This is a genomic window from Urbifossiella limnaea (genome assembly GCF_007747215.1).
In the GTDB taxonomy this organism is placed as follows: Bacteria; Planctomycetota; Planctomycetia; order Gemmatales; family Gemmataceae; genus Urbifossiella; species Urbifossiella limnaea.
In genome coordinates this window covers 2,344,590-2,366,489 of sequence record NZ_CP036273.1, presented here as the reverse complement: position 1 = coordinate 2,366,489, position 21,900 = coordinate 2,344,590, and the positions used below count along the sequence as shown (strand labels likewise).

The following is a 21,900-nucleotide window of genomic DNA, read 5'->3' as shown; positions in this document are numbered from 1 at the left end:
CCCGCCCGGCAAGGCGGCCGCTACCGCGGCAGGTACAGCTCCGCGAACTTCCGTGCCTCCAGCGGGTGGAGGTCTTCCGCCGTCAGGCCGAGCTGCTTCGCCTCGGCAAGCGGCGCGTCGCGGCGGCCGCGGGTCACCGGGTCCTGGTCCATCGCCCACCCCAGGTGGAACAGATACACCGCCGACTGCTGCTGCATTAGCGCCAGGTTCAAGTCATCGACCGCGTCGTTCGTCCGGCCGCCCTTCACCAGGTACGCCACCGCCCGGGTGTCGAGGTACGCCGGCCGCGGGCCGCGGGCCGTGATCACCTCCGTCATCAGCGCGATCGCCCGGTCGGCGTCGCGCGGCCGGTGCAGCGCCAGCAGCATCGCCAGGTTGTTCTTGTACGTGTCCACCGGGTAGCGCTTCTGCTCCGCCGGCGGCAGCGCCTTCGCCCGCGCCAGCACCGTGTCGTACACGCCGATGGCCTCGTCGTACTTTCGCTGGGCGTCGAGCAACTCGGCCTTCGCCCCCAGCAGCGCCAGCTGCTCGAACGGGTCGGCCGTCTTCGTCAGCCGGGCGTCGAGCCACGCCTCGACCTCGCGCTCGGCCGCCGACCCCGGCGACTTCGCCCGCACCGCACCGGTCATCAGTTGCGCCACCAGCACCGGCGGCCCCTTGTCGGCGAACTCCTTGACGAGCCGCAGCGCCTCGTCGGTCCGCTTCCGGCCGATCCAGAACTGCGCCAGCCCGGCCACGGCCGCCGGCGAGTCGGGGCTCTCCTTCTGGAGGCGCGTGTACAGCGTCTCCGCTTCGGGGAAGAAGCCGAGTTCCTGCAACAGCGGGCCGCTCTGGGTGACGACGAAGTCGCGGGCCGTCGCACCGGGGAAGTCGAGGACGCGGGCCTTGGCGTCGGCGCGGGCCTTCGTGGCCACGTCGGGCCGGGCGGCCTTGTCGGCGGCGGTCGCCTCGCGGGCCAGCACCCGGGCGTCCTCGCGCGCCGCCGCCCACGACCGCGGGGCGATCGCCTTCAGCCGCGCCACGGACTGCTTGGCGCGGGCCACGTCGTTCGTGCTCAGGTAGACACGCGTCAGCACGGCGAGGTGCTCGGGGTTCACGCCGGCCCGGCTGCGGGTGGCCTTCTCGAAGAACTCGACCGACTGGAACACCTTCCCCTGGTCGAAGTACAGCTTGCCGAGGTGGACGAACTCGTCGGGCGTGAGGTTGCCCCAGCGGGCGTACTCGTTCAGCTTCTGCATCCCCTCGGCCTGCGTCCGCGGGTCCACCGTCTGCACCATCGCCTTCGTCTTGATGTCCTCGGCGTCCGGGGCCGCCGCGGCGTCGGACTTCACGTTCTTCTCGATCAGGGCGAGCGCCTCGTTGCGATACTGGTACGAGTCGCCGCCGGCGAGCATGGTGAGCGCCAGGTGCCGCCGCGCCCACCGGGCCGCGTCGCCGGCCGGGCCGGTGTCCAGCCGCCGCAGCATCGCCTCGGCCGCCGCCCCCTTCCCCGACCGCTGGAGGAACAGGACCTGCTGGCGGATCGGATTCAGCTCCTGCGGCGCCGCCGCGACCGCCTGGGCGTACCGCTGCTCGGCCGTCGGCAGGTCGCCCACCAGCTCGTGGCACATCGCCAGGGTGTCGATCAGCTCGGCCCGCTTGGCGGCGTCCGGCGGGGCGCTCTTGGCCAGGAGCGCCTCGGCGTCGGCGATCGACTTCCGGGCGTCGTCGGTGCGGCCGAGGCGGGCCTGGTGCGCCACCAGTGCGCCCCACGCCTCCGGGATGGCGACGCCGTAGAACACCGCGTCGCGGAACGCCTTCAGGGCGTCCTCGTCCTGCCCGGTCGCGGCCAGCAGCTGCCCGCGCAGCAGCAGCACCCGCCAGTCGTTGTGCGTGCCGGGGGCGATGCGGTCGATGGTGCTCCGCTCGGTCCCGGCGATGTCGCGGTTCAGCAGGTTCTGCACGGTGCGGAACCGCTCCAGGTCCTCGGGCAGCGGCACCTCCGCGGCCAGGCCGTTGAGCAGCCCCGCGGCCAGGTCGTCGAGCTTCTTGTCGCGGAGCAGATCGACCGCCCGGCGGACGACGTACTCGTCCCGCTCGCCGCGCTCGATGGCCGCCTGGAAGTTGGCCAGGGCCGAGTCGGTGAGGCCTTCCATCTCGTCGATGCGGGCGAGGATGACGTACACCCGGCCCCACCCGGGGCGGACGGTGCGGGCGGCGACGGCCTGGGCGCGGAGCCGCTGTGCCGCCAGGGCGCGGGTCGTGCGGTCGGCGATGTCGCGGACCTTCGGGAGCTCGATGATGACGCGGCCGAGCGTGCCGATCGGGCCGTTCTCGCCCTCGACCGCGGCCAACCCGGCCAGCGCCCGGCTGATCGCGTCCGGCTTGTTCAGCAATTGCCCCAGGTCCACGAGTACCATTCGCGAGAGCAGGTCGGTGCGGTCCACGGCGGCGGCGCGCTCGTAGCACTCGAGCGCGAACTCGTTCAGCGGCTTCGCCTCCAACTCCGGGGCGACGCCGGCCAGCCGGGCGGACGCCTCGCCGACGCCACGGAGAAGGCGGTTCTGGTCGGCGGGGCTGAACTTCTCGGCGCCGGCGAGGGCGACGCGGAGTTCGTCCACCGTCGGCCGGCGGCCGCGGAACATGGCGCCGAGAACCTTCGCGAGCCGAAGCTCGACCGTGTCGCCGACCTCCTTTTCGGCCTCGACCAGCGTCTTGCCGAGGGCGTCGGGGCTCTCCGGGGCGCGGGCGCGGGCCAGGGCCACCCACGCGGCGGCGTTCTTGCGGTCCTTGTTCAGCAGCTCGTTGAGCAGCACCACGGCCTTGCCGCGCTCGTTCCGGGCGATCAGCGAGTCGGCCACGAGCAGCTCGGTCTGAAAGTCGCGCGGGGGCGGGCCGACGGCCTTGTCGAAGTCGGCCCAGTTGCGGCTGGCGGGCGGCTGGGCGATGACCGCACGCATCTCCAGCCGGGCCAACTGCGGACGGAACATCGTCAGCTTGTAGCCGGTAACGATGGTGCGGTACTGCGGCAGGGCGTCGCGGACGCGGCCGAGCCGCAGGAGGGCCTCGGCCTGGCCGACGATTGCCGGCAGGTACGCCGCGTCGAGCTTGAGCGCGTCGGAGAACGACGCCAGCGCCCGGTCGGGGTTCTGAAGCGACTCGTAGCACTGGCCCAGGCCGGTGAGTGCCTTCTTCTGGAAGTCGGGCACGCGGGCCAGGAGCGGCGCCACGTCCTCGAGTAGCGGCCGGGCGGCGGCGAAATCGCCCTTCACCACCAGCCGCCGGCCGTTCAGGTATTTGACGATCCGCTCGCGGTCGGCCTCGTTGAGCCCCAGCTTCTCGGTGAGCTTCGCCGACTGGTCGAGCTCGCCGAGGTCGAGCAGCCGGTCCACGACGAGGAGGTACTGGTCGTTCGTCTCGCCGAGGGCGTCGGCGGCGGCCCGCAGCACGTCGATGGCCTTGCCGCGCTGGGCCTGGTCGGCGAGTATCTGCGACAGCATGATGCCGGCGGCGACGTTCTTCGGCTCGCTCTTCACGGCCATCCACAGCTGGTCCTCGGCCTTCTTCAACTGCTCGGCGATCCCCTCCGGCGGCTTGCCGCGAAGGTCGGCCATTTCCATCTCGGCCATGGCCATGCGGGCCTCGGCGCTGGTCAGGCCGTCCTTCAGCGTCAGCGCGTGCTCGGCCTCCTTGCGGGCGGCCTTCACGTTCCCCTTCAGCAGCAGGTAGCGGGCGGCGAGCACCCGGGCCTTCACGTCGTCGCGGTACGGCTCGTCGTCCAGGAGGATGCCGACGTACCGCTCCGGGGTGCGCTCCGGGTTGGCGTAGTTCTTGTTGCTGTTAAGCAGGCCGAGCAGCCGGGCCACGATCTCGGGCTTGGCCCGGTGCGGGGTGGCGGAGACGGCCCGGTCGAGCCGCTCGACGGCGCGGGCGAAGTCGTTCTCGGCGAGCTCGCAGGTGGCGGCCTTGTCGAGCAGGTCGGGGTCGTCCTTGCCGGCGGGCGTGGCCAGAAGGATTTCGATGTGCGAGAGGGCGTTGGCCGGCTTGCCAAGCTTCAGGTACAGGTCGACGACGGCGCGGCGGTCGTCGGCGTGATGGGGGAACTGGCGGAGGAACTCTTCGACGGCCTGGGCGGCCGCCTCGGTGTGCTTGTTGTCGGTCTTGGCGCGGGCCTGCTGAAGGCTGGCGTAGCGGGTGAACGCCTCCTCGTCGGTCTTGCGGTACTTGAGGTACTGCTTGTAGTAGGTGGCGGCGTCGGCGAGCCTCTCGGGATCGGCCGCTCCCTCCTGCTCGGCCTTCTCGGCGCGCGTCTTCAGCACTGCCGCCTGGCGCTCGGTCTGGACGGCGTGGACGCCGACGGCGGAGGCGACGACGACGACCAGGACCCCGAGAAGAATGCCGAGGCGATTCAGGCTGAGCACACGACGCACGGGCGGCCCCCGGAGTCCGGACGGAACGAAGAGGAGGCCTGTGCGGCCTCCGCTGTTACCGTAGCACACCGTGCCCAGGGGTGGAATGGGGCCCCCGGCGGCGGAACGAAACGAAAACACCCGGGGGTGTCACCCCGGGTGTTTGGAGCCCGTCACCGACGCCGCGTTACGCCTTCTTCCCCAGCACGCGGCGTAGACCCAGGGCCGGGACCGCGGCGAGGGCCAGCAGCAGCGCCGGCGGGGCGGGCACAGCGGGCGTCTCGGTGAATACCGAGTTGCTCACACCGGCGGTGAAGCTGGCGTTCGTCTGCGTGATGAATGCCACGCGGAAGTCGATCACCTGCTGGATGCTGAACGCGTCCGGGATCGACGACACGTTCGGGCTCACCGGGGCCGGGTCGACGAACGCGGCGGAGCCGGCCGAGAACGGCGTGGCCTTAGCCTCGGTCGGCCCCAGGTTCGTGGTGCCGGCGGTGCTGGCCAGCTTCGCCGTGCCAGTGTTGCTGGTGAACGCGAAGGCCGCAGTCGTGCCGACGTTCCCCACGAAGAAGCCGGCCGAGTCCGGGTTCGAGTTCAGGAACCCGGACTCGGTAACCGTCACCGTCAGACCCGAGCCGGCGGTGAAGCCGGTGCCGGCCTGGGCGTTGAGGGTGGTCGAGAGCGTGTGGTTGGTCTGCGCCCCGGTGCCGCTGCTGGTGGTCACCGTAATCTGGACGTTGGTGAAGTTCGTGGTGTTGAACGACGTCGGCAGGGTGGCCAGGGTGTAGCTCTGCGAAAAGCTGCCACCGACCTCTTGCACCTGAATGATGGTGGCCGCCGACACCGACGGGCCGGCGGCGAGGGCGGCGACAACCGCGACCAGCCACCGGAGTTTTCGAAGGACCATGATGACGGGGCTCCAGGGTCGGGTCTCGAACGTCCGGGTATACCCCCCGCTCGGAACTACGGCCAGACCGACCCGGTCTGGCGTGTCCCGGCCGCGTTCCGAGAACCGGCTGAGGGGGCCGGTCGGTGCGGGCGGTGCGGGCGTCCGCGGGCTAGGGTTTAGAAAAGCGGAACGAACCCCCACCTGTCAACCCATTTCACCCGCGAATCCCGGTTTTCCGGAAGAGGCACGTGCCCGGGCAACGACCCTTCACACAGTATCGGCTGCACGGGTTGTAAGGACTGAATCCGAATCCGCTTCCGTCAAGAATGGCGGGGCGGAGGCGCTGAGCTGATCGGGCATTCTGAAGCCACCCGGAAGCAGCGGCGCGAAGGGGCGATGCCGGGGGTTAACATTCGCGCCGGGGTACAGTTCGACGTCTTTCCCAGGAGTGACCTTCCTCACAACCGGTAAACTGGTCTACACTCGAAGCATGGCGATCCAGACGCTAGCGGAACCGTACTTGGCTCAGGTTCCGACCCCGACCCCGACCCCGACCACGTCCTACGTCGTCAGTTTCGACGTCGAGGAGCACAACCGCATCGAGGCGGCCTCGGGGTTGAATGTGAGCCCCCAGCGGCAGCGCGAGTACTCGACCCGCATGGCGAGTGTGACCCTTCGCCTGCTGGATCAACTCGCCGCGGCCGGGGTGCAGGCGACGTTCTACGTCGTCGGCGATATCGCGATCACGAGGCCGGAACTCGTGCGAGCGATACACGCGGCAGGCCACGAAATCGGCTCGCACAGTTGGGACCACAGTCGTGTCCACCGCTTCGATCCGAAGTCGTTCCGCACCGACCTTTTGCGCAGCAAGGACGCACTGGAGCAGGTGACCGGCGAGCGCGTGTACGGCTTCCGCGCGCCGACCTTTAGCGTGGACCGCAAGACGGCCTGGGCTGTGGACGTGCTCGCCGAGTGCGGCTTCGAGTACGACAGTTCCATCTTCCCGATCCGCCACGACCGCTACGGCATCCCCGACGCTCCGCAAACGCCGTTCGTCGCGGTCGGCCGCGAGCGAGAGCTGTTGGAGCTGCCACCGCTGACGTATCGCGTTCTGGGGATGAACCTTCCGGTCGCCGGCGGCGGCTACTTCCGTCTGTTCCCGCCGGCAGTGATGCGAGCCGGTCTCCGTCAGGCGACGGGATTGGCGATGCTGTACTTCCACCCGTGGGAGTTCGACGCGGACCAGCCACGGCTGCCGCTCGGCTTCCTGAGCCGGTGGCGTACTTACGTCGGCGTCCGAAGGACGACGGAGCGACTGACCCATCTTCTGGCCGGCTACCCCTTTCGCCGGGCCATCGACGCCGTACGCGAGATGCAGACGGAAACCCTGCCGCGATTTAGTGTTAGCGATGATGTTCAAGCCGTGTGACATGTTGCCGCGACCAGCTGTGTGGCGCGGTGGGAGAATCATCCGACGCGGAGTTGATTGGCCGCGCGGAGCATCTCGGCGGCCTCTTTCCGAGTCGTCTCCGACCGCGATTCTCCACGGAGCATGAGGGCCAGTTCCTCGACGCGGGCGTCCTCCCCAGTCAGTTCGTTGATGGTGGTGGCGGTTTTCTTGCCGGTGCTGCTCTTGCGGATGGTCCACTGGTGGGCGGCGTAGCTGGCCACCTGCGGCAGGTGGGTAACGCACAGCACCTGGTGCGTGGCCCCAAGGCTGGCGAGCTTCTGCCCGAGTACGTCGCCGAGCCGGCCGCCGACGTTGGCGTCGATCTCGTCGAACACCACGAGCGTGCGGACGGGGTCGTGGGCCGCGAGCACCGTCTTGAGCGCGAGCATGGTGCGCGACAACTCGCCGCCGCTGGCGACCTTGCGGAGCGGCCGCGCCGGCTCGCCGGGGTTGGCACAGAGCATCAAATCGAGGTGGTCGGCGCCCGCGGCGGGCACGTCGTCGAGCGGCACGGGTTCGAGCGTGGCGTCGAGCTTGGCCAGTGGCATCCCCAGGTCGGCGAGGTGCTTCTGCGTGTCGGCGACGAGCTTCTTGGCGACCTTCGCCCGCCCCTTGCTCAGTACCGCGGCCGCGTCCCTCAGCTCGGCGAACGCCGCGGCCAGTGCCTCGTCGATGCCGGCGAGGTCGTCCTCCTGCTTCTGCAACTCGGACTCGCGGGCGTCGAGCGTGGCTCGGTAGGCGATTAGCTCGTCGGGCGTCTTGCCGTAGCGGGCCTGAAGCTTCTTCAGCGTACCGATGCGGCCTTCGACTTCCTCCAGCCGGTCGGGGTCGGCCTCGAAGCGTTCCGACAGGTCGCGGGCGGTCTCGGCCAGGTCTTCGACCTCGGGCTTGAGCGCCTCCAGCCGGCTGGCCACCTCCGCCAGCTTCGGGTCGAGCGCGGCCCAGCGGTTGGCCTCCTTCACCAGCCGCGACACAACATCGACGACGGCCCCGTCGTCGTCGGCGAGGCGGGCGGCGACGGTGCCGGTGAACTGCGCGAGGCTCTGGGCGTGGACGAGCGTCTCGCGCTCCTTGCCGAGCGCCGGCAACTCGCCGGGCTGGAGTTTGGCGGCGTCGAGGTCTTCGCGCTCGAAGCGGACGAGGCTGAGTTCGCGTTGCCGGGTCTGCCGGGCTTCGTCGAGCGTGCGGTGCTGGCGGCGCAGCTCGCGGACGCGCTCGGCGGCGGCGGCGTAGCGCTTGCGCGGCTCCGTGAGCTTACCGAAGGCGTCGAGCAGGTCGAGCTGGTAGGCGGGTTGTAGGAGGGAGTAGCTCTCGCGCTGGCCGTGGACGTCCACGAGCATCTCGCCGATGCGGCGCAGCGTGGCGACGGCGACCGGCACGTCGTTGACGAGCGCCGAACTGCGGCCGCTGCGCGACAGCCGGCGGGTGAGGATCAGGTCTTCGTCGTCGATCGGCGCTTGCAGCACCTCGGCGGCGAGGGCGCGCTGCTCGGGGCGGCTCAGCTCGAAGCGGCCGGTGACGCGAAGTTCGTCCGCCCCGGTGCGGATCAGATCGGCGGAGCCGCGTTCGCCGAGGAGGAGCCCGAGGGCGCCGAGCAGCAGCGACTTGCCGGCGCCGGTCTCGCCGGTCCAGGCGCAGAACCCCGGGCGGAGCTCCACGCGCACGTCTTCGATGAGGGCCAGGTTCTGGACCGCGAGTTCGCGCAGCATGGGGGCATGGTACACGGGCGTGAGCTAGGCACAAAGTCCGTGGCGCGTCGTCACAGCTTCATCTTCACCTTCCGCGCCACGAACCGGTCCGGCGCCCACCGCGCCAGCCGGATCAGCCACTTCATCCGCCGCGGGAACTCGAACACCTTCGGCTTCCCCGGCAGTGCCCCCAGGATGCGCGCCGCCGCCGCTTCTGGCTCCATCAGGAACGGCATCGGCGGGTTCTTTGCCACCATCGGCGTCCGCACGAAGCCGGGGCACACGGCCGTGACCGCGACGCCGAGCTTCCGCAGCTCGATCCGCAGCCCCTCCAGGTACACGTTCACCGCCGCCTTGCTGGCGCAGTACGCCGCCGCCCCCGGCAGCCCCTTGTACGCGGCCACGCTCGAAATGCCGACCACGTGCCCGGCGCGGCGTTCGATCATTCCCGGCAGCACCGCCTCGATGGCGTACACGACGCCGAGAAAGTTCACCCTCATGATCGCCTCGACCTGCGGCACGTTCATCTCGACCGCTCCGGTCTCGCCGCCCATCCCCGCGTTGGCGATCAGCAGGTCGGTCGGGCCGAGCTTCTGCTCCAGACCGTGAATCGCGGCGGCAAGCCCGGCGCGGTCGGCCACGTCGGCGACGGCCGTCTCGATGGTGCCGCCGGCGGCGCGGACCTCGGCGGCGAGTTCGGCCAGCAGGTCGGCGCGGCGGGCGACCGCCCCGACCGGCCGCCCTTGCCGGGCCAGTGCGACCGCCAGCGCCCGGCCGATCCCGCTGGACGCCCCCGTCACGATTGCCGTCAGGTTCGCGCCAGCCATCGCGTCTCCGTTTCGTGGCGCCGCCGGCGCGGCCGGCGGGCGAATTCCGTTCGGTGGGTCCGGTCGCCGCCCCGGGGCCGGCCGCGGGGGAGGCATATTTCCCCCAGCCGGGTTGGCAAGGCGCACCCGCCGCGTCAGGATGAACGATGGACCGCCCGCAGCGAGGCCGCAGCATGACCCACGTCCGTCCGGCCCGGTGGCTCCCGGCCGTCCTGCTACTTGTACTTCCGTCTGTCGCGTCGGCGCAGGTGGTGTACCCGGCGGTGCCCGAAAAACTGGCCGTCGAGTTCCGCTACCGCATCACCGCCGACCGTACCGAGCGCGTCCGCCAGTTCCGCGCCATGGAGGCGACGCTGAAGGACGCCGGGTTCGTCCGCGACACCACCGGCGAGTTGGAGCCCGAACTCGACGTGTTCGACCCGACCGCGGAGCGGATGCGCGGCACGCTGCCGGCCACCGGCTTCGCCAAGCTTCAGGGCGACCCGCGCATCAAGACCATCCTGTTCCGCCCGGCCGACTTCGCGGTCCCCGGTCCGGAGCAGCGCGTGGCGGTGCGGCTTGCGCTGGCGACCGGCTTCACGCCCGGCCAGCAGCAGCGGTTCCACGGCCAAACGGTCGCGCACCTGGCCCGAATCGGCTTCACGGAGCTGGTCGGCTACGACCCGCAGGGCTTCACGATCGTCCGCGGCGACCTGCCGGCCGGGAACCTGTTCCGCCTCGTGAAGGACGTGCGGAACGAGCCGTCGGGGTGGTTCGCGGCCGACGCCGCCGAGGTGGAATTGCCGGTGCCGCTGCGGGACGTGAACCCCGTCCGGCTGGTGCAGGTACTGAACGTCGCCGACCCGGCACCCTACGCCGCGCCTCCGGTGGCGCCCAACCGCGCCGCGTTCACGCCCGACCTCCGAGCCGTGCTCGACAACATGGCCGCCGCCGGGCAGCCGCTCCGCGTCGAGGTGGTGACGGACCGCGTGTTCGACACCGGCGACATCGACCGCCTCCGCACGAAGCTGATGACCGAGTACAGCCGGGTGCTGCCGAACCCGACGACGAAGCGGCCCGAGTTGGCCCCCGCGACCGTCGAGGGGTCTGTGGGCCATGTGCTGACGCTGCGGTTCGTCGTCGCCTCCGACCTGGAGCGGTTCGCGGCCGAGCCGGGCGTCGTGTACGTGCGGCTGCCCCGGGCCGCGACCGAGACGGCGGCGCCCGCGCCGGCCGGTGCCCCCGCGGCGACCGCCCCCGACGCGGCCCTGCGCGCGACGAAGCTCGACGCCTTCCACAAGAACGGCTTCCTGGGCGACGGGACGAAGGTCATCGTCATCGCCACCGACTTCCCGGGCATGAAGGCGACGCCCGGCGTCACGCTGCTGGACCTGACGGCCGAACTGTCGCCGGACGTGGAGCCGGCGCCGAGCGCGGACGCGACCGAGAGCGCCGGCACCGCCGCGGCCCGCGCCGCCCGGCTGGCCGCGCCGAAGGCGGCGCTGGTGCTCGTGCGCGTCGACCCGGCGTCGCTGTTCCAGGTGGTGACGGTGGCCCGCTTCGCCCGCGGCGACGCCACGTTCTCGGACGCCATGCAGTCGCGGATCGTCGAGCTGACGCTGCGGACCGAGGAGTTGAAGAAGCGGAACACCGAGGCCGTGCTGGAGTACCGCACGGCCACGGCCAACAACTCGGACGACGACCGCGCCGTGGCCCGCCGCGACGCCGCGACGAAGGCGCTGAACGACCTGATCGCCGAGGAGGCGGCCACGAGCAAGGCCATCGCGCGGGCCACGGCGCTGCAGCGGTCGATGGAGGCGCTGGCCGGGGCGACGGTGGTGGTGAACACGCTGGCCTGGGACGCCGGCTTCCCGATGGACGGCCTCAGCGCCCTGAGCCAGTACGTGGACACCGGCTACGCCGGCGACGCGGTGGCGGAGCCCATCAGCCGCAGCGCCACGCGGCCGCGGCTGAGCCCGCGGCCGGTGTGGGTGCAGGCGGCGAGCCCGGCCGTCGGCTCCGTGTGGGGCGGCCCGTTCGTGGACGCCGACGGCAACGCCCACGCCGAGTTCGCCCCGCCCGGGGTGCCGCTGCCGAAGGGCGAGTGGACGCGCGAGTTGAATTTCCTGGCGAGCCGCGCCGCCGACGGCACCGTGACGCCGACGCTGAAGGCCGGCACGAAGCTGCGGCTGACGGTGCAGTGGCGCGAAACGCACGACTCGGCCGGCTACGGCGGCACCGCGGCCGTGTTCCCGCTGACGGTGCGAGTGTTCCAGCAACTCGACCCCGCCGGCAAGGTGCGGGCGAGCGACGAGTTGAAGGAGGTCGCGCGCCCGGTCGGCGGCCCGTACCGCCTCGTGGCGGAGCCGACCTACGGCATCTACGAGCAGGTGGTGGAGTTCGCCGTGCCCGAGGACGGCCGCTACGCCGTCATGCTGGACGGGCAGGAACTCTACGACGCACGGCTCCCCGCACTGCGGCGGCACCTGCAGGTGAACCCGCGGGTGCTCGCCGAGTTCGTCGGCGCGCCGGGGCGGCCGGTGTTCGCGTCCTTCGCCCCGCCGGCCGGCGGCGTCGGGATGCCGGCCGACTCGCGCTCGGCGGTGACGGTCGCGGCGACGGGCGGCCCGCAGCTCATTGGCGCCGGCCCCGGTGTGGCGCTGCTGGTGAAGCCGGACCTGTTCGCGGACGGCACGGTCGGCGGCGCGGTCCGTGGGAACGCGGTGGCGGCGGGCTTCGTCGGCGGCGGGCTGGCGGCGATGGTCGGCTCCGGGGCAGCGCCGACGGACCTGCTGCGGACGGTGGGCCTGCCGCGGGGCGGGCTATACGTGGTGCCCGAGGGGTGGCTGCGGTTCCGCTCGTCGCGGTGACTACCGTTTTCCGGCCGAAGGCCTGAAACTCATGGTCGGTCAGCCCACTCGCTCCATCCGGTAGTTGACGAACTCCGCGCCGCGGCACGTCACCACCTGCGGCGCCACGACGCGGAAGCCGGCCGACTCGAAGCACGGCCGCGCCGTCAGGCTCACCTCGACCCACAGCCGCCTCAGTCCGCGCCGCTTCGCCTCCTCGATCAGCCCCGACACCAGCGCCCGGCCGATGCCGCGGCGGCCGTGGTCCGGCGACACGTAGACGCGGTCGACGTGCCCGTTCGACTCCAACTCCGCGAAGCCGACCGGGGTGCCAGCCACCACCGCGACGCGGACGTACCGCCCCTCGAAGCGGCCGGCCCAGGTTGCCGGATCGGCATCGGACCACGCCCGCACCTGCTCCGCGTTGTAGTCGGCGGCCGCGGTGCGGCGGATCGCGGTGCGGAACACGTCCAGCAGCGCCGGCGCGTCCGCGGGGCGGTACTCCCGCACGACGAAGGCCGGCGCGGGTTCCCCCGCTGGGCCGTCGCCGACGAGCACCTCGCCGGTGCCGCCGTGGAGCAAGTCGCCGCGCCAGCAGCGCACCCGCGCCGCCGCCCGACCGACAGGTATGACGCCGACTCGCGCGACGTGTCGGGCGTAGACCGGCAGGAACGTCGGGGCGTAGTCGCACGCTTCGCGGAAGCTCGGCGGCAGGTTCACCACGCCGCCGCCGGCGAACACGGTGCCGCGCTTCATCCCCGCCCCGGCCCGCCCGCCGACCGCCCCGAACACGAACACACTCCCCGCGATCATCGACGCGCCCGCGAACTGCCCACACGCCCCGCCGACGGCGACGAGCCCGCGCCGCATCAGCAGCCCGACCTCGTCGCCGGCCGACCCGCGGACGTGGATTTCGCCGCCGGTCATGCCGCGCCGCGAGCCGCGGTACGCCGCCCCCACCTGACTTCCTGCGCTGCCGAATACGGCGATGCGGCCGCCCTTCATCTCGGCGCCGAGCCAGTCGCCGGCGTCGCCGTGAATCGTGAGCGAGCCGCCGCGCATCCCCGCGCCGGCGTGCATCCCGACACCGCCCTCCACCTCCACGCGGCCGGTCGTCATGCCGGCGCCGACGTGCTTCACGGTCGCAGTATCGCCGGCGAAGCGGACCACGCCGTCGGCCGCGTCGCCGGCCACGTCGAACCACTCGCCGAGCGGTTCCGTGCGGTTGCCGTGGTAGACGGGGAGCCTGGCGGCTTCGAGTCGCGAGAGCCCGGCCAGCTTCTCGGGAACGATCCCCTCGACTTCGAGCGGGATCGGCGACGGGGCGCGACGGGTCAGCAGCAGCACGGCCGGGTTACTCGCGCGTCACTTGCCCAGGCCGGGGATCGGTTCTTCGGCCTGCTTCTGCACGATGTTGTAGGTGGCGAACGACCGCATCCGGTATTTGCCGTCCGGGTCGCGGACGAACGTCGCCTTCACGTGCTTGGGCACCGTGCCGCCCGGCCCCTCGGCCTTCGCGTCGAACTCCACGTCCACCGCCGGCGGGTCGGTGTCGTGGTACACGACGCGGTTGCGGTCGAAGTTCCAAGCCACGACCTTGGCGTCGAACTGGCGGGCCAACTCGACGGCGCGGCGCAGGTCGGCCTTCTTCAGCCCCTTGGCGTCGAACGAGTCGGAGACGTGGCTCAGGAACCGGTCCGGCTGCCGCTGGTTGACCGCGTCGAGCAGCGCGCCGACACCTTCGACCGCCTCCTCGCGCGGACTCGCGTTCAGCCGGTCGAGCAGGTACAGCCCGCCGAGCAGGAGCAGCGAGACGAGGAAGATGCCGACGCGCTTGCGGTCCTGCCACCGGGCCGCGACGGCGCCGGCGACGATGACCAGCGCCGCAAGGACGAGGTACGCCGTGGACGGCGGGTCGGAGAGGAACGGGGGCATAAAACAAGATTAACCACAGAGTCACAGAGGGCACAGAGAGAAGACCAAGAACCGAGACAATACCGTTCTTCAGAATGGTACTGTTCTCGGCTTTCTGTCTTCTCTCTGTGCCCTCTGTGACTCGGTGGTGAAATCGCTCCCTGAGTCACTTCCGCAGCTCGGCGCCGTACACGGCCGCGCCGCCGAGCTGCTCCTCGATCCGCAGCAGCTGGTTGTACTTGGCGATCCGGTCCGTCCGGCTCGCGCTGCCGGTCTTGATCTGGCCGCAGTTCGTCGCCACCGCCAGGTCGGCGATCGTGGTGTCCTCCGTCTCGCCGCTGCGGTGGCTCAGGATGGCCGTGAACTTGTTCCGCTTCGCCAGCTCCACGCTCTCCAGCGTCTCGGTCAGCGTGCCGATCTGGTTCACCTTCACCAGGATGCTGTTCCCGCACCCCTCGGCGATGCCGCGGGCCAGCCGCGTCGTGTTCGTCACGAACAGGTCGTCGCCCACCAGCTGCACCTTGCCGCCGAGCTTCGTCGTCAGCTTGTTCCACCCGGCCCAGTCGTCCTCGCTCAGGCCGTCCTCGATCGACACGATCGGGTACTTCGCGGCGAGCCCCGCCCACAGGTCGATCATTTCGTCGGTCGAAATGATCTTGTCCGGGGCGCTCTTGAAGAAGCAGTAACCGTCCTTCCCCTTGTGCTTCGCCTCCTCGTACAGCTCGGTGCAGGCCGGGTCGAGCGCGAACGCGACGTGCTCACCGGGCTTGTACCCGGCCTTCTCGATGGCCTTCGAGATCGTGGCGAGCGCCTCGTCGGCGCTGGGGATGTTCGGGGCGAACCCGCCCTCGTCGCCGACGGCCGTGTTCAGCCCCTTGTCGTGGAGCACCTTCTTGAGGCTGTGGAACACCTCGGCCCCCATCCGCAGCGCCTCGCGGAAGGTGGTGGCGCCCACCGGCACGATCATGAACTCCTGGAAATCGACCGTGCTGTCGGCGTGCTTGCCGCCGTTGAGGACGTTCATCAGCGGCACCGGCAGTGTCACCGCGTTGGTGCCGCCGACGTACCGGTACAGCGGCAGGCCCACGGCGGCGGCCGCGGCGTGGGCGGCGGCCATCGACACGCCGAGGATGGCGTTGGCGCCGAGCTTTCCCTTGTTGGGGGTGCCGTCGAGCTCGATCATGCGGCGGTCGAGGCGCACCTGGTCGAGCGCGCTCATGCCGGTGAGTGCCGGGGCGATCGTGTCCTTGACGTTACGCACGGCGCCGAGGGTGCCCTTGCCGCCGTAGCGGCCCTTGTCGCCGTCGCGCAGTTCGACGGCTTCGTGCGCCCCGGTGCTGGCCCCGCTGGGGACCGCGGCCCGGCCGACGGTGCCGCAGGCGAGTCGGACTTCGCACTCGACGGTGGGGTTGCCCCGGCTGTCGAGGATCTCGCGGGCGGTGACGCCCGTAATGGTGTGGTTCATGCCGATGGCATAGCATGAAGGGGTGAAGGGGTGAAGGGGTGAGGGGGTGAAAGCGAGGTGATTTTCGTCACCCCTTCACCCGCTCACCCCTTCACCCCTTCATTCGAAAACGAGCCGGCCGCGGGGAACGTCCGGGACCAGGCGGCGTCGGGGGCCGCCGCCGGTCAACCGGACCGGCCGGGGGGCCGGCGGCGACCGGCCTCCGGCCGTGCGCCCCTGCCCCCCGACCTCGTTCCCCGCGGCCGGCCGTGTCCGGTGCGGTGTGTGTGCCAGTTGTTTCGGCGGCGACGGTCGGCCGGCTTGAACCGGAGAACGGGAAATGTCAAGTCCGATGCTCGGCCGCCCACGCTACACGACCCGCCGCTTCCGCTTCGACGACGGCGGGGCCGCGAACCCCTTCAGCCGCGCCAGGTTCACCGCGTCCATCGGGTTGCCCGCGGCGTCCTCTTTCGGCGTCTCCAGAATCATCGGCATGTCGGCGAAGCGCGGGTCGCGCACGAGCCGGCGGAACGGCTCGTCGCCCATCTCGCCGAGGCCGATGCCGGCGTGCCGGTCCACCCGGCTGCCGAGCGGTTTGAGACTGTCGTTGACGTGGAACAGGCACAGCCGCTTCAGGCCGATGAGGCGGTCGAACTGGCCGAAGGTGTCGGCGTAGTCGGCGGCGGTGCCGAGGGGGTAGCCGGCGGCGAAGACGTGGCACGTGTCGAGGCACACGCCGAGCCGTTCGGGCTGCTTCACGCGGTCGAGCATGGCGGCGAGTTCGTCGAAGGCGGCGCCGAGGGTGGTGCCCTGCCCCGCGGTCGTCTCCAGCAGCACGCGAACCCGGTAGCCGCGGCACCGCTCCAGGATGATGTCCAGCGCGGCGACGACGCGCGTGACGCCGGCTTCGACGCCGGTGCCGACGTGCGCCCCCGGGTGGGTGACGACGTAGCTGAGACCGAGTTCCTCGGAGCGGTCGAGTTCGGCGGCGAAGGCGTCGATGGACTTGTGCCACAGGCCGTCGTCGGGGGCGGCGAGGTTGATGAGGTACGAGTCGTGGGCCGTGGGGTATTGGACGCCGCTGGCGGCGACGGCCTGCTTGAACGCGGCGACGGCGGCGGGGTCGAGTTTCTTGGCGGCCCAGGCGTTGGGGTTGGCCGTGAACACCTGCACGGTGTCCATGCCGAGCTCGGCGGCGGCCGCGGGCGCCTTGTGGAGCCCGCCGGCGACGGACAGGTGAGCGCCGAACAGCGGCATGGGTCGCTTCCGGGAGTTGGGGGAAAGTCTGGTAGTCGCCGCCGCCGCCGGCCGATAGAATTCCGGTGACGGATTCGCCACCTTAGCACAGCGGTAGTGCACCGCTTTCGTAAAGCGGGGGTCGTCGGTTCAAATCCGACAGGTGGCTCTCGACGAGAGTCGCAACGGAGATCGTTGCGACTCTTTTCTTGCGCGACGTGCGTCGGACGGGAGCGGAGTGCGGGGGGTGGGTGTCGCACCCACGGCTCCGGGGGATTAGCCCGGCGAGTTGACTGTCTACTCCACCCCCGCCCCCGCATTCTACGGCGCGGTCACTTCTTCTTCGGCGGCGGGACCGGTTTCACCGGCGCGGCCTTCGCGTCCTTCTTCGGCTTCTTCTTCTCCTTGCCCTGCGAATTGTTTCCCTTGCCCACGTCATCCCCCTCGCTTAGGAGCCCGGCCGGATCGGTACACGACTGATGCTACCCCGTCCGCGTGCGGGGAACACTGGCCGAGTTCGCGGTTCCCGGCAGGAAGCCACCGGCCGGGGCCGTGCCGCCGGCAGGGTCCGACCCGCCGGCACGCCGTTCGCATCGCGGGCGAATGGAGTTATACACGCAAGGAACCCATGAAAGTCTTCCGCTGCGACCACTGCCGCCACCTGGTGTTCTTCGAGAACGTCCAGTGCGTGGCCTGCAACCACTCCCTGGCCTTCCTGCCCGACCTGCGCCTGATCGGCTCACTCGACCCGGCCGGCGAAGGCCTGTTCACGTCGCCGATCGAGCGGTCGGCGCCGGCGTACCGGTTGTGCGCCAACTACGTGTCCAACAACGTCTGCAACTGGGCCGTCCCCGCCGACGACCCCGACCCGCTGTGCCCGTCGTGCCGGCTGTCGAGCGTCATCCCCGACCTGGACGTGCCCGGCCACCGCGAGAAGTGGTACAAGGTGGAGGTGGCCAAGCGCCGCCTGGTGTACACGCTGATGGCCCTGCGGCTGCCGCTGGTCATGAAGGAGCTCGACCCCGAGCACGGGCTGGCGTTCGAGTTCAAGGCCGACCCCGCCAATCCGACCCTGCCGCGCGTCCTCACCGGCCACGCCGACGGCGTCATCACGCTGAACATCGCCGAGGCCGAGGACGCCGAGCGGGAGCGCGTGCGGGCGCTGTTCGGCGAGCCGTACCGCACGCTCGTCGGCCACTTCCGCCACGAGAGCGGCCATTACTACTGGGACCGCCTCGTGAAGGACTCGCCGCGGATCGGCGCCTTCCGCGAGCTGTTCGGCGACGACCGCGAGAGCTACGGCGACGCCCTGAAGCGGCACCACGTCAACGGCCCGCCCGCCGACTGGCGGGACCGGTTCGTGTCGGCCTACGCAAGCGTCCACGCCTGGGAGGACTGGGCCGAGACGTGGGCGCACTACCTCCACATCGTGGATTCGCTCGAAACCGCGGCGGCGTGCGGGGTGCGGCTGCGGCCGCCGCGGCCGGGCGACCCGGCGCTGCGGGCCATCCCCGACCCGCTGGACGACGAGTACGAGCCGTTCCCCGACCTGATGGAGAGCTGGCTGCCGCTGACGTACATGCTGAACAACCTGAACCGCGGCCTCGGCCTCAGCGACGCCTACCCGTTCGTGCTGACCGACCAGGCGGTGGCCAAGCTGCGGTTCGTTCACGACACCGTGTGGGAGGGCCGCACGCCCGCCGCGCCGCCGGCGTGAGCGGGCTGGTCGTCGTCGGGCCTCACGTCCACCGCCACCTTGACCGAGTGGTGCCCGCCGCCGAGGATCACGCCCTTGAGCGGGCTCACGTCCTCGTAGTCGCGGCCCCACGCCAGTAGCACGTGCCGGTCGGCCGGCACCGTGTCGTTCGTCGGGTCCAGGTCCACCCACCCGGCGTCGCCGCAAAACAGGCTCACCCAGGCGTGCGTGGCGTCGGCCCCGACCACCCGCGCCTTCCCCGGCGGCGGCAGCGTCGACAGGTAGCCGCTCACGTACCGCGCCGCCAGCCCCAGCGACCGCAGGCAGCTCAGCATGAAGTGGGCGAAGTCCTGGCAGACGCCGCGGCGGGTCTCGAACACCTCGGCGACCGGCGTGGCGAGCGTCGTCGCCCGCGGGTCGTAGACGAAGTCGACGTGGACGCGCCGCATCAGCTCGAGGGCGGCGTCCACGATGGGCCGGCCGGGCGAGAACGCCCCCGCGGCGTAGTCGGCGTACTTCCGGTCGGCGGCGATGAACCGCGAGTCGAACACGAACTGGTAGGCGTCGAGCCACACCGGGTCGCGGTCGTGCGGCAGCCGGTCGCGGACGGCTTCCCACGGCGGCGAGTGCGTCGGCACGGGGTCGGGCGTCACGCTCACCCGGTGCTCGACGCTCACCGTGAGTTCCTTGTGCGGCTCCTGGACGGTGAAGTAGCACACCGGGTTGCCGAAGAAGTCGACGCGGTCTTCCATCACGGCCGGGTCGGGGGTGATGCTGAGGAAGGGCGACTCGGCGCGCTGCCGGTGCGACGGCCGCGGCGCGAGGTGCGCGACGTTCTGGCAGAGCGACACGGCCTCGGCGTAGGCGTAGGTGGTGACGTGCGTGATGTGGTAGCGCATACCCCAGCCCTTCGTCAGACTCACAACCGGTCGCCGCTCGCCGCCCCCGTCTGCCTCACCGGCTCGGGTGACGCCAGGTGCCGCGACGGCTGCAAGTGCGTGAGGAACTGCAGCGTGATGGCGTCGGAGAGGATCGGCAGCCAGTTGCCGACGATGTCGAGCACCGTCTTCAACTCCGGCCGCGTCCCTTCGACAACCGCGGCCAGTTTCTCCGGCTCGGCCATCCGCACCGAACTGAGCGCCGCCAGCGCGAACCGCTGCTCCGGCGACCGGCCGGCGCCGCGCGTCGGCCGCGGCAGGTGGTTCACGTCGTCCTCCAGCGCCACCAGCTGCGAGCCCAGCGACCGCGGGTTCGACTCGTCGAACACCAGCAGGTCGAGCACCGCCTCGGCCCGCAGGCTGCCGAGGTAGCGGCGGCGGTAGGTCATGCCGCTGTCGGCCACTTCGAGCACGGCGTCGAGGACGGGGCCGTCCTGGACTGACGGGTGCGTCATCGTGCCGTTCAGCAGCGAGATCATGTGGAGCGAGCGTTCGAGCCGCCGGCCCAGGTCGAGGAACCGCCAGCCCTCGCCGCGGGTCATGCTCTCCACGGCCAGGCCGCCGAACGCGGCGAGCGTCAGCACGGTGCGGTTGAGCAGGTCGAGTACGTCGGCCGGGGTCGGGCCGTCCTCGCCGTAGTAGGCCGGGTCGGCGGGGAAGTCGGCGAGGCCGTTCAGCGCCCGCCACATGTCGATGCTGATGCGGTCGCGCACGACCCCGGCCAGCCGGCACACCGCCCGCACCGTCGAGACCAGGCTGCCGGCGTGCGTCGCGTCGAACACCACGCGCAGGACGTGCGCTTCCGGGCTCTCGCGGGCCACCGCCGCCGGCAGGTCGGCGCGGAGGCTCAGCGCGTGGAACAGCGCCGGCACCTCGGGCGTCTCCGCGAGGCCGCTCCGCTCCGCGAGCCGCACGGCGATGCCGCGGAGCAGCCGCGTCGTGCCCTCGGCGCGTTCGGCGTAGCGGCCGAGCCAGAACAGGTTGTCGGCGGCGCGGCTCGGCAGGTCGCCGCCGGCGCGGGTCAGCTCGACGCGGGCGCCCGAGTTCAACATGCTGAAGTCGATCGCCGCCCCGGCCGCGAGCACCCACGTGTCCTTGCTGCCGCCGCCGCGCTGCATCGACACGACGATCGTGTCCGGGGCGGCGCTCACCCGCGTCAGCCCGCCGGGCATCACGGTGAAGCCGCTGCGCGACTCCGTGTCGGCGGCCAGGTACGCCCGCAGCACCATCTTTCGCGGCGCGAGCGCGCCGCCGGCTAGCACCGGGGCCGTGGACAGGTCGAGCCGCCCCTGCGCGACGAAGTCCCGCGGTTGAGCCTTCAACCGCGTCACGAACGCGGCCCGGTCGGCGGCGGCCAGGTCGGACGGGAACACCGGTTCGAGCCGATTCGCCGCGAACGCCGGCTTCACGACGACCGCGTCGAGGTGGTCGAGGACGTACCGCAGCGCCTCCGGGTCGCCGCACCACCACGTCGGCACGGATTCGAGGCGCAACTCCTCGCCGAGCAACTCGCGGCACAGGCGCGGCAGGTACGCGAGCAGCGCCGGCGTTTCGAGTACGCCGGTGCCGAGGGCGTTGGCGATGGCGACGTTCCCGCTGCGGACGGCGTGCGTCAGCCCGGGCACCCCGAGGAACGAGTCCGGCCGCTGCTCCAGCGGGTCGCAGAAGTCGTCGTCGAGGCGGCGGAAGATCACGTCCACCTGTTGCAGGCCGCCGAGCACCTTGAGGAACACGCGGTTGTCGCGGACGGTGAGGTCGCCGCCTTCCACGAGCGTGTAGCCGAGGTAGCGGGCGAGGTAGGCGTGCTCGAAGTACGTCTCGTTGAACGGCCCCGGCGTCAGCAGCACGACGCGCGGGTTGTCGCGGTTGCGGGGCGCGATCGAGCGGAGCGTGTCCCGGAAGGTCTGGAAGAAGAGCGCGAGCCGGTGGGCGCGGCAGTCGCGGAACGCTTCCGGGAGCGTCCGCGTCATCACGATGCGGTTCTCCAGCGCGTACCCGGCCCCGGACGGCGCCTGTGTGCGGTCGCCGATGACGCGCCAGTGGCCGTCGGCACCGCGGCCGAGGTTCGCGGCGTAGAGGTGGAGGAAGCGCCCGCCGGGCACCTTGATGCCGTGGCACGGCCGCAGGAAGCCCGGATTCGGGTAGACGAGTTCGGGCGGGATCAGGCCGTCGCGCAGTAGCCGCTGCGGGCCGTACAGGTCGGCGAGAACCCGCTCGAGGAGTCGGCCGCGCTGGAGGAGGCCGGCTTCGAGGTGGGCGGCCTCGGCGGGCGGGATCAGCAGCGGAATGGGGTCAAGCTGCCAAGGGCGGGCGATGCCGCGCGGGTCGCCGTAGACGTTGTAGGTGACGCCGTTTTCGCGGATGAGGTGCTGGGCGTCGCGCCAGCGGCGGCCGAGCTCCGCCGGGCCGAGGTCGTCAAGGGCGTGGAAGAACCGCTGCCAGTGCGGCCGCGGCCCCGCGGCGTCGGCGGCCTCGTCGTACCCGGCCGGCGGAGGCTGGTACGCGGGAGGATTCGAGATTCGGGATTCGGGATTCAGGGAAGACATCGGCCCGGTGGAAGACGGAAGAGGGTCGCGGGGGGTGGGCTCCGTCCTGAATACCG

13 protein-coding genes and 2 tRNA genes are annotated in these 21,900 nt (G+C 71.3%); 4 read left to right on the top strand and 11 right to left on the bottom strand.

What is annotated here, in order from left to right; genetic code table 11:
• Nucleotides 1–20 precede the first annotated feature (20 nt).
• Nucleotides 21–4,409 (bottom strand): tetratricopeptide repeat protein, encoded by a 4,389-nt coding sequence (locus ETAA1_RS09430; protein ID WP_145236782.1) that lies wholly within the window; start codon nt 4,407–4,409, stop codon nt 21–23.
• A gap of 166 nt (nt 4,410–4,575) precedes the next feature.
• A complete protein-coding gene (locus ETAA1_RS09425; protein ID WP_145236779.1) occupies nt 4,576–5,295 on the bottom strand; it encodes a hypothetical protein in 720 nt (239 codons plus the stop codon).
• A 430-nt stretch (nt 5,296–5,725) separates the two neighbouring features.
• On the opposite strand from ETAA1_RS09425, the gene ETAA1_RS09420 reads away from it, so the two are divergent.
• Nucleotides 5,726–6,706: a polysaccharide deacetylase family protein gene (locus tag ETAA1_RS09420; protein ID WP_238389401.1), complete on the top strand. Its 981-nt coding sequence runs from the start codon at nt 5,726–5,728 to the stop codon at nt 6,704–6,706.
• A 38-nt stretch (nt 6,707–6,744) separates the two neighbouring features.
• Here the strand turns inward: ETAA1_RS09420 and recN are convergent, their stop codons facing one another.
• Both recN and ETAA1_RS09410 read right to left on the bottom strand, forming a co-directional pair.
• Complete coding sequence (recN, locus tag ETAA1_RS09415; RefSeq protein WP_145236777.1) at nt 6,745–8,436, bottom strand: DNA repair protein RecN; 1,692 nt, start codon at nt 8,434–8,436, stop codon at nt 6,745–6,747.
• A gap of 50 nt (nt 8,437–8,486) precedes the next feature.
• Nucleotides 8,487–9,242 (bottom strand): SDR family NAD(P)-dependent oxidoreductase, encoded by a 756-nt coding sequence (locus tag ETAA1_RS09410; protein ID WP_202920790.1) that lies wholly within the window; start codon nt 9,240–9,242, stop codon nt 8,487–8,489.
• 173 nt (nt 9,243–9,415) lie between these two features.
• On the opposite strand from ETAA1_RS09410, the gene ETAA1_RS31765 reads away from it, so the two are divergent.
• Entirely contained in the window at nt 9,416–12,091 is a 2,676-nt protein-coding gene (locus tag ETAA1_RS31765; protein ID WP_202920789.1) for a hypothetical protein, read from the top strand.
• A gap of 39 nt (nt 12,092–12,130) precedes the next feature.
• Here the strand turns inward: ETAA1_RS31765 and ETAA1_RS09400 are convergent, their stop codons facing one another.
• From ETAA1_RS09400 to ETAA1_RS09385, 4 genes are all read right to left on the bottom strand, one after another.
• Entirely contained in the window at nt 12,131–13,417 is a 1,287-nt protein-coding gene (locus tag ETAA1_RS09400) for a formylmethanofuran dehydrogenase subunit C (RefSeq protein ID WP_145236771.1), read from the bottom strand.
• Nucleotides 13,418–13,435: 18 nt separating this feature from the next.
• Nucleotides 13,436–14,005 carry a hypothetical protein gene (locus ETAA1_RS09395; RefSeq protein ID WP_145236768.1) on the bottom strand — a complete coding sequence of 190 codons (570 nt, stop codon included), beginning with the start codon at nt 14,003–14,005 and terminating at the stop codon, nt 13,436–13,438.
• A 145-nt stretch (nt 14,006–14,150) separates the two neighbouring features.
• On the bottom strand, nt 14,151–15,449 hold the full coding sequence (gene eno / locus ETAA1_RS09390) for a phosphopyruvate hydratase (RefSeq protein WP_145236766.1): 1,299 nt from the start codon (nt 15,447–15,449) through the stop codon (nt 14,151–14,153).
• A gap of 348 nt (nt 15,450–15,797) precedes the next feature.
• Nucleotides 15,798–16,685 carry a deoxyribonuclease IV gene (locus tag ETAA1_RS09385; protein WP_145236763.1) on the bottom strand — a complete coding sequence of 296 codons (888 nt, stop codon included), beginning with the start codon at nt 16,683–16,685 and terminating at the stop codon, nt 15,798–15,800.
• A 76-nt stretch (nt 16,686–16,761) separates the two neighbouring features.
• Here ETAA1_RS09385 and ETAA1_RS09380 point away from each other — a divergent pair.
• Nucleotides 16,762–16,833: transfer RNA gene (locus tag ETAA1_RS09380), tRNA-Thr, on the top strand.
• A gap of 70 nt (nt 16,834–16,903) precedes the next feature.
• Here the strand turns inward: ETAA1_RS09380 and ETAA1_RS31760 are convergent.
• Nucleotides 16,904–16,976: transfer RNA gene (locus tag ETAA1_RS31760), tRNA-Ile, on the bottom strand.
• A gap of 316 nt (nt 16,977–17,292) precedes the next feature.
• On the opposite strand from ETAA1_RS31760, the gene ETAA1_RS09375 reads away from it, so the two are divergent.
• Nucleotides 17,293–18,381 carry a zinc-binding metallopeptidase family protein gene (locus tag ETAA1_RS09375; protein WP_145236760.1) on the top strand — a complete coding sequence of 363 codons (1,089 nt, stop codon included), beginning with the start codon at nt 17,293–17,295 and terminating at the stop codon, nt 18,379–18,381.
• Here the strand turns inward: ETAA1_RS09375 and ETAA1_RS09370 are convergent.
• Together ETAA1_RS09370 and ETAA1_RS09365 are read right to left on the bottom strand one after the other, a co-directional pair.
• Nucleotides 18,333–19,259 (bottom strand): transglutaminase family protein, encoded by a 927-nt coding sequence (locus ETAA1_RS09370; RefSeq protein ID WP_145236757.1) that lies wholly within the window; start codon nt 19,257–19,259, stop codon nt 18,333–18,335. The genes ETAA1_RS09375 and ETAA1_RS09370 overlap by 49 nt on opposite strands.
• A 20-nt stretch (nt 19,260–19,279) precedes the next feature.
• Nucleotides 19,280–21,844 carry a circularly permuted type 2 ATP-grasp protein gene (locus ETAA1_RS09365; protein ID WP_145236754.1) on the bottom strand — a complete coding sequence of 855 codons (2,565 nt, stop codon included), beginning with the start codon at nt 21,842–21,844 and terminating at the stop codon, nt 19,280–19,282.
• Between the last annotated feature and the right edge of the window lie 56 nt (nt 21,845–21,900).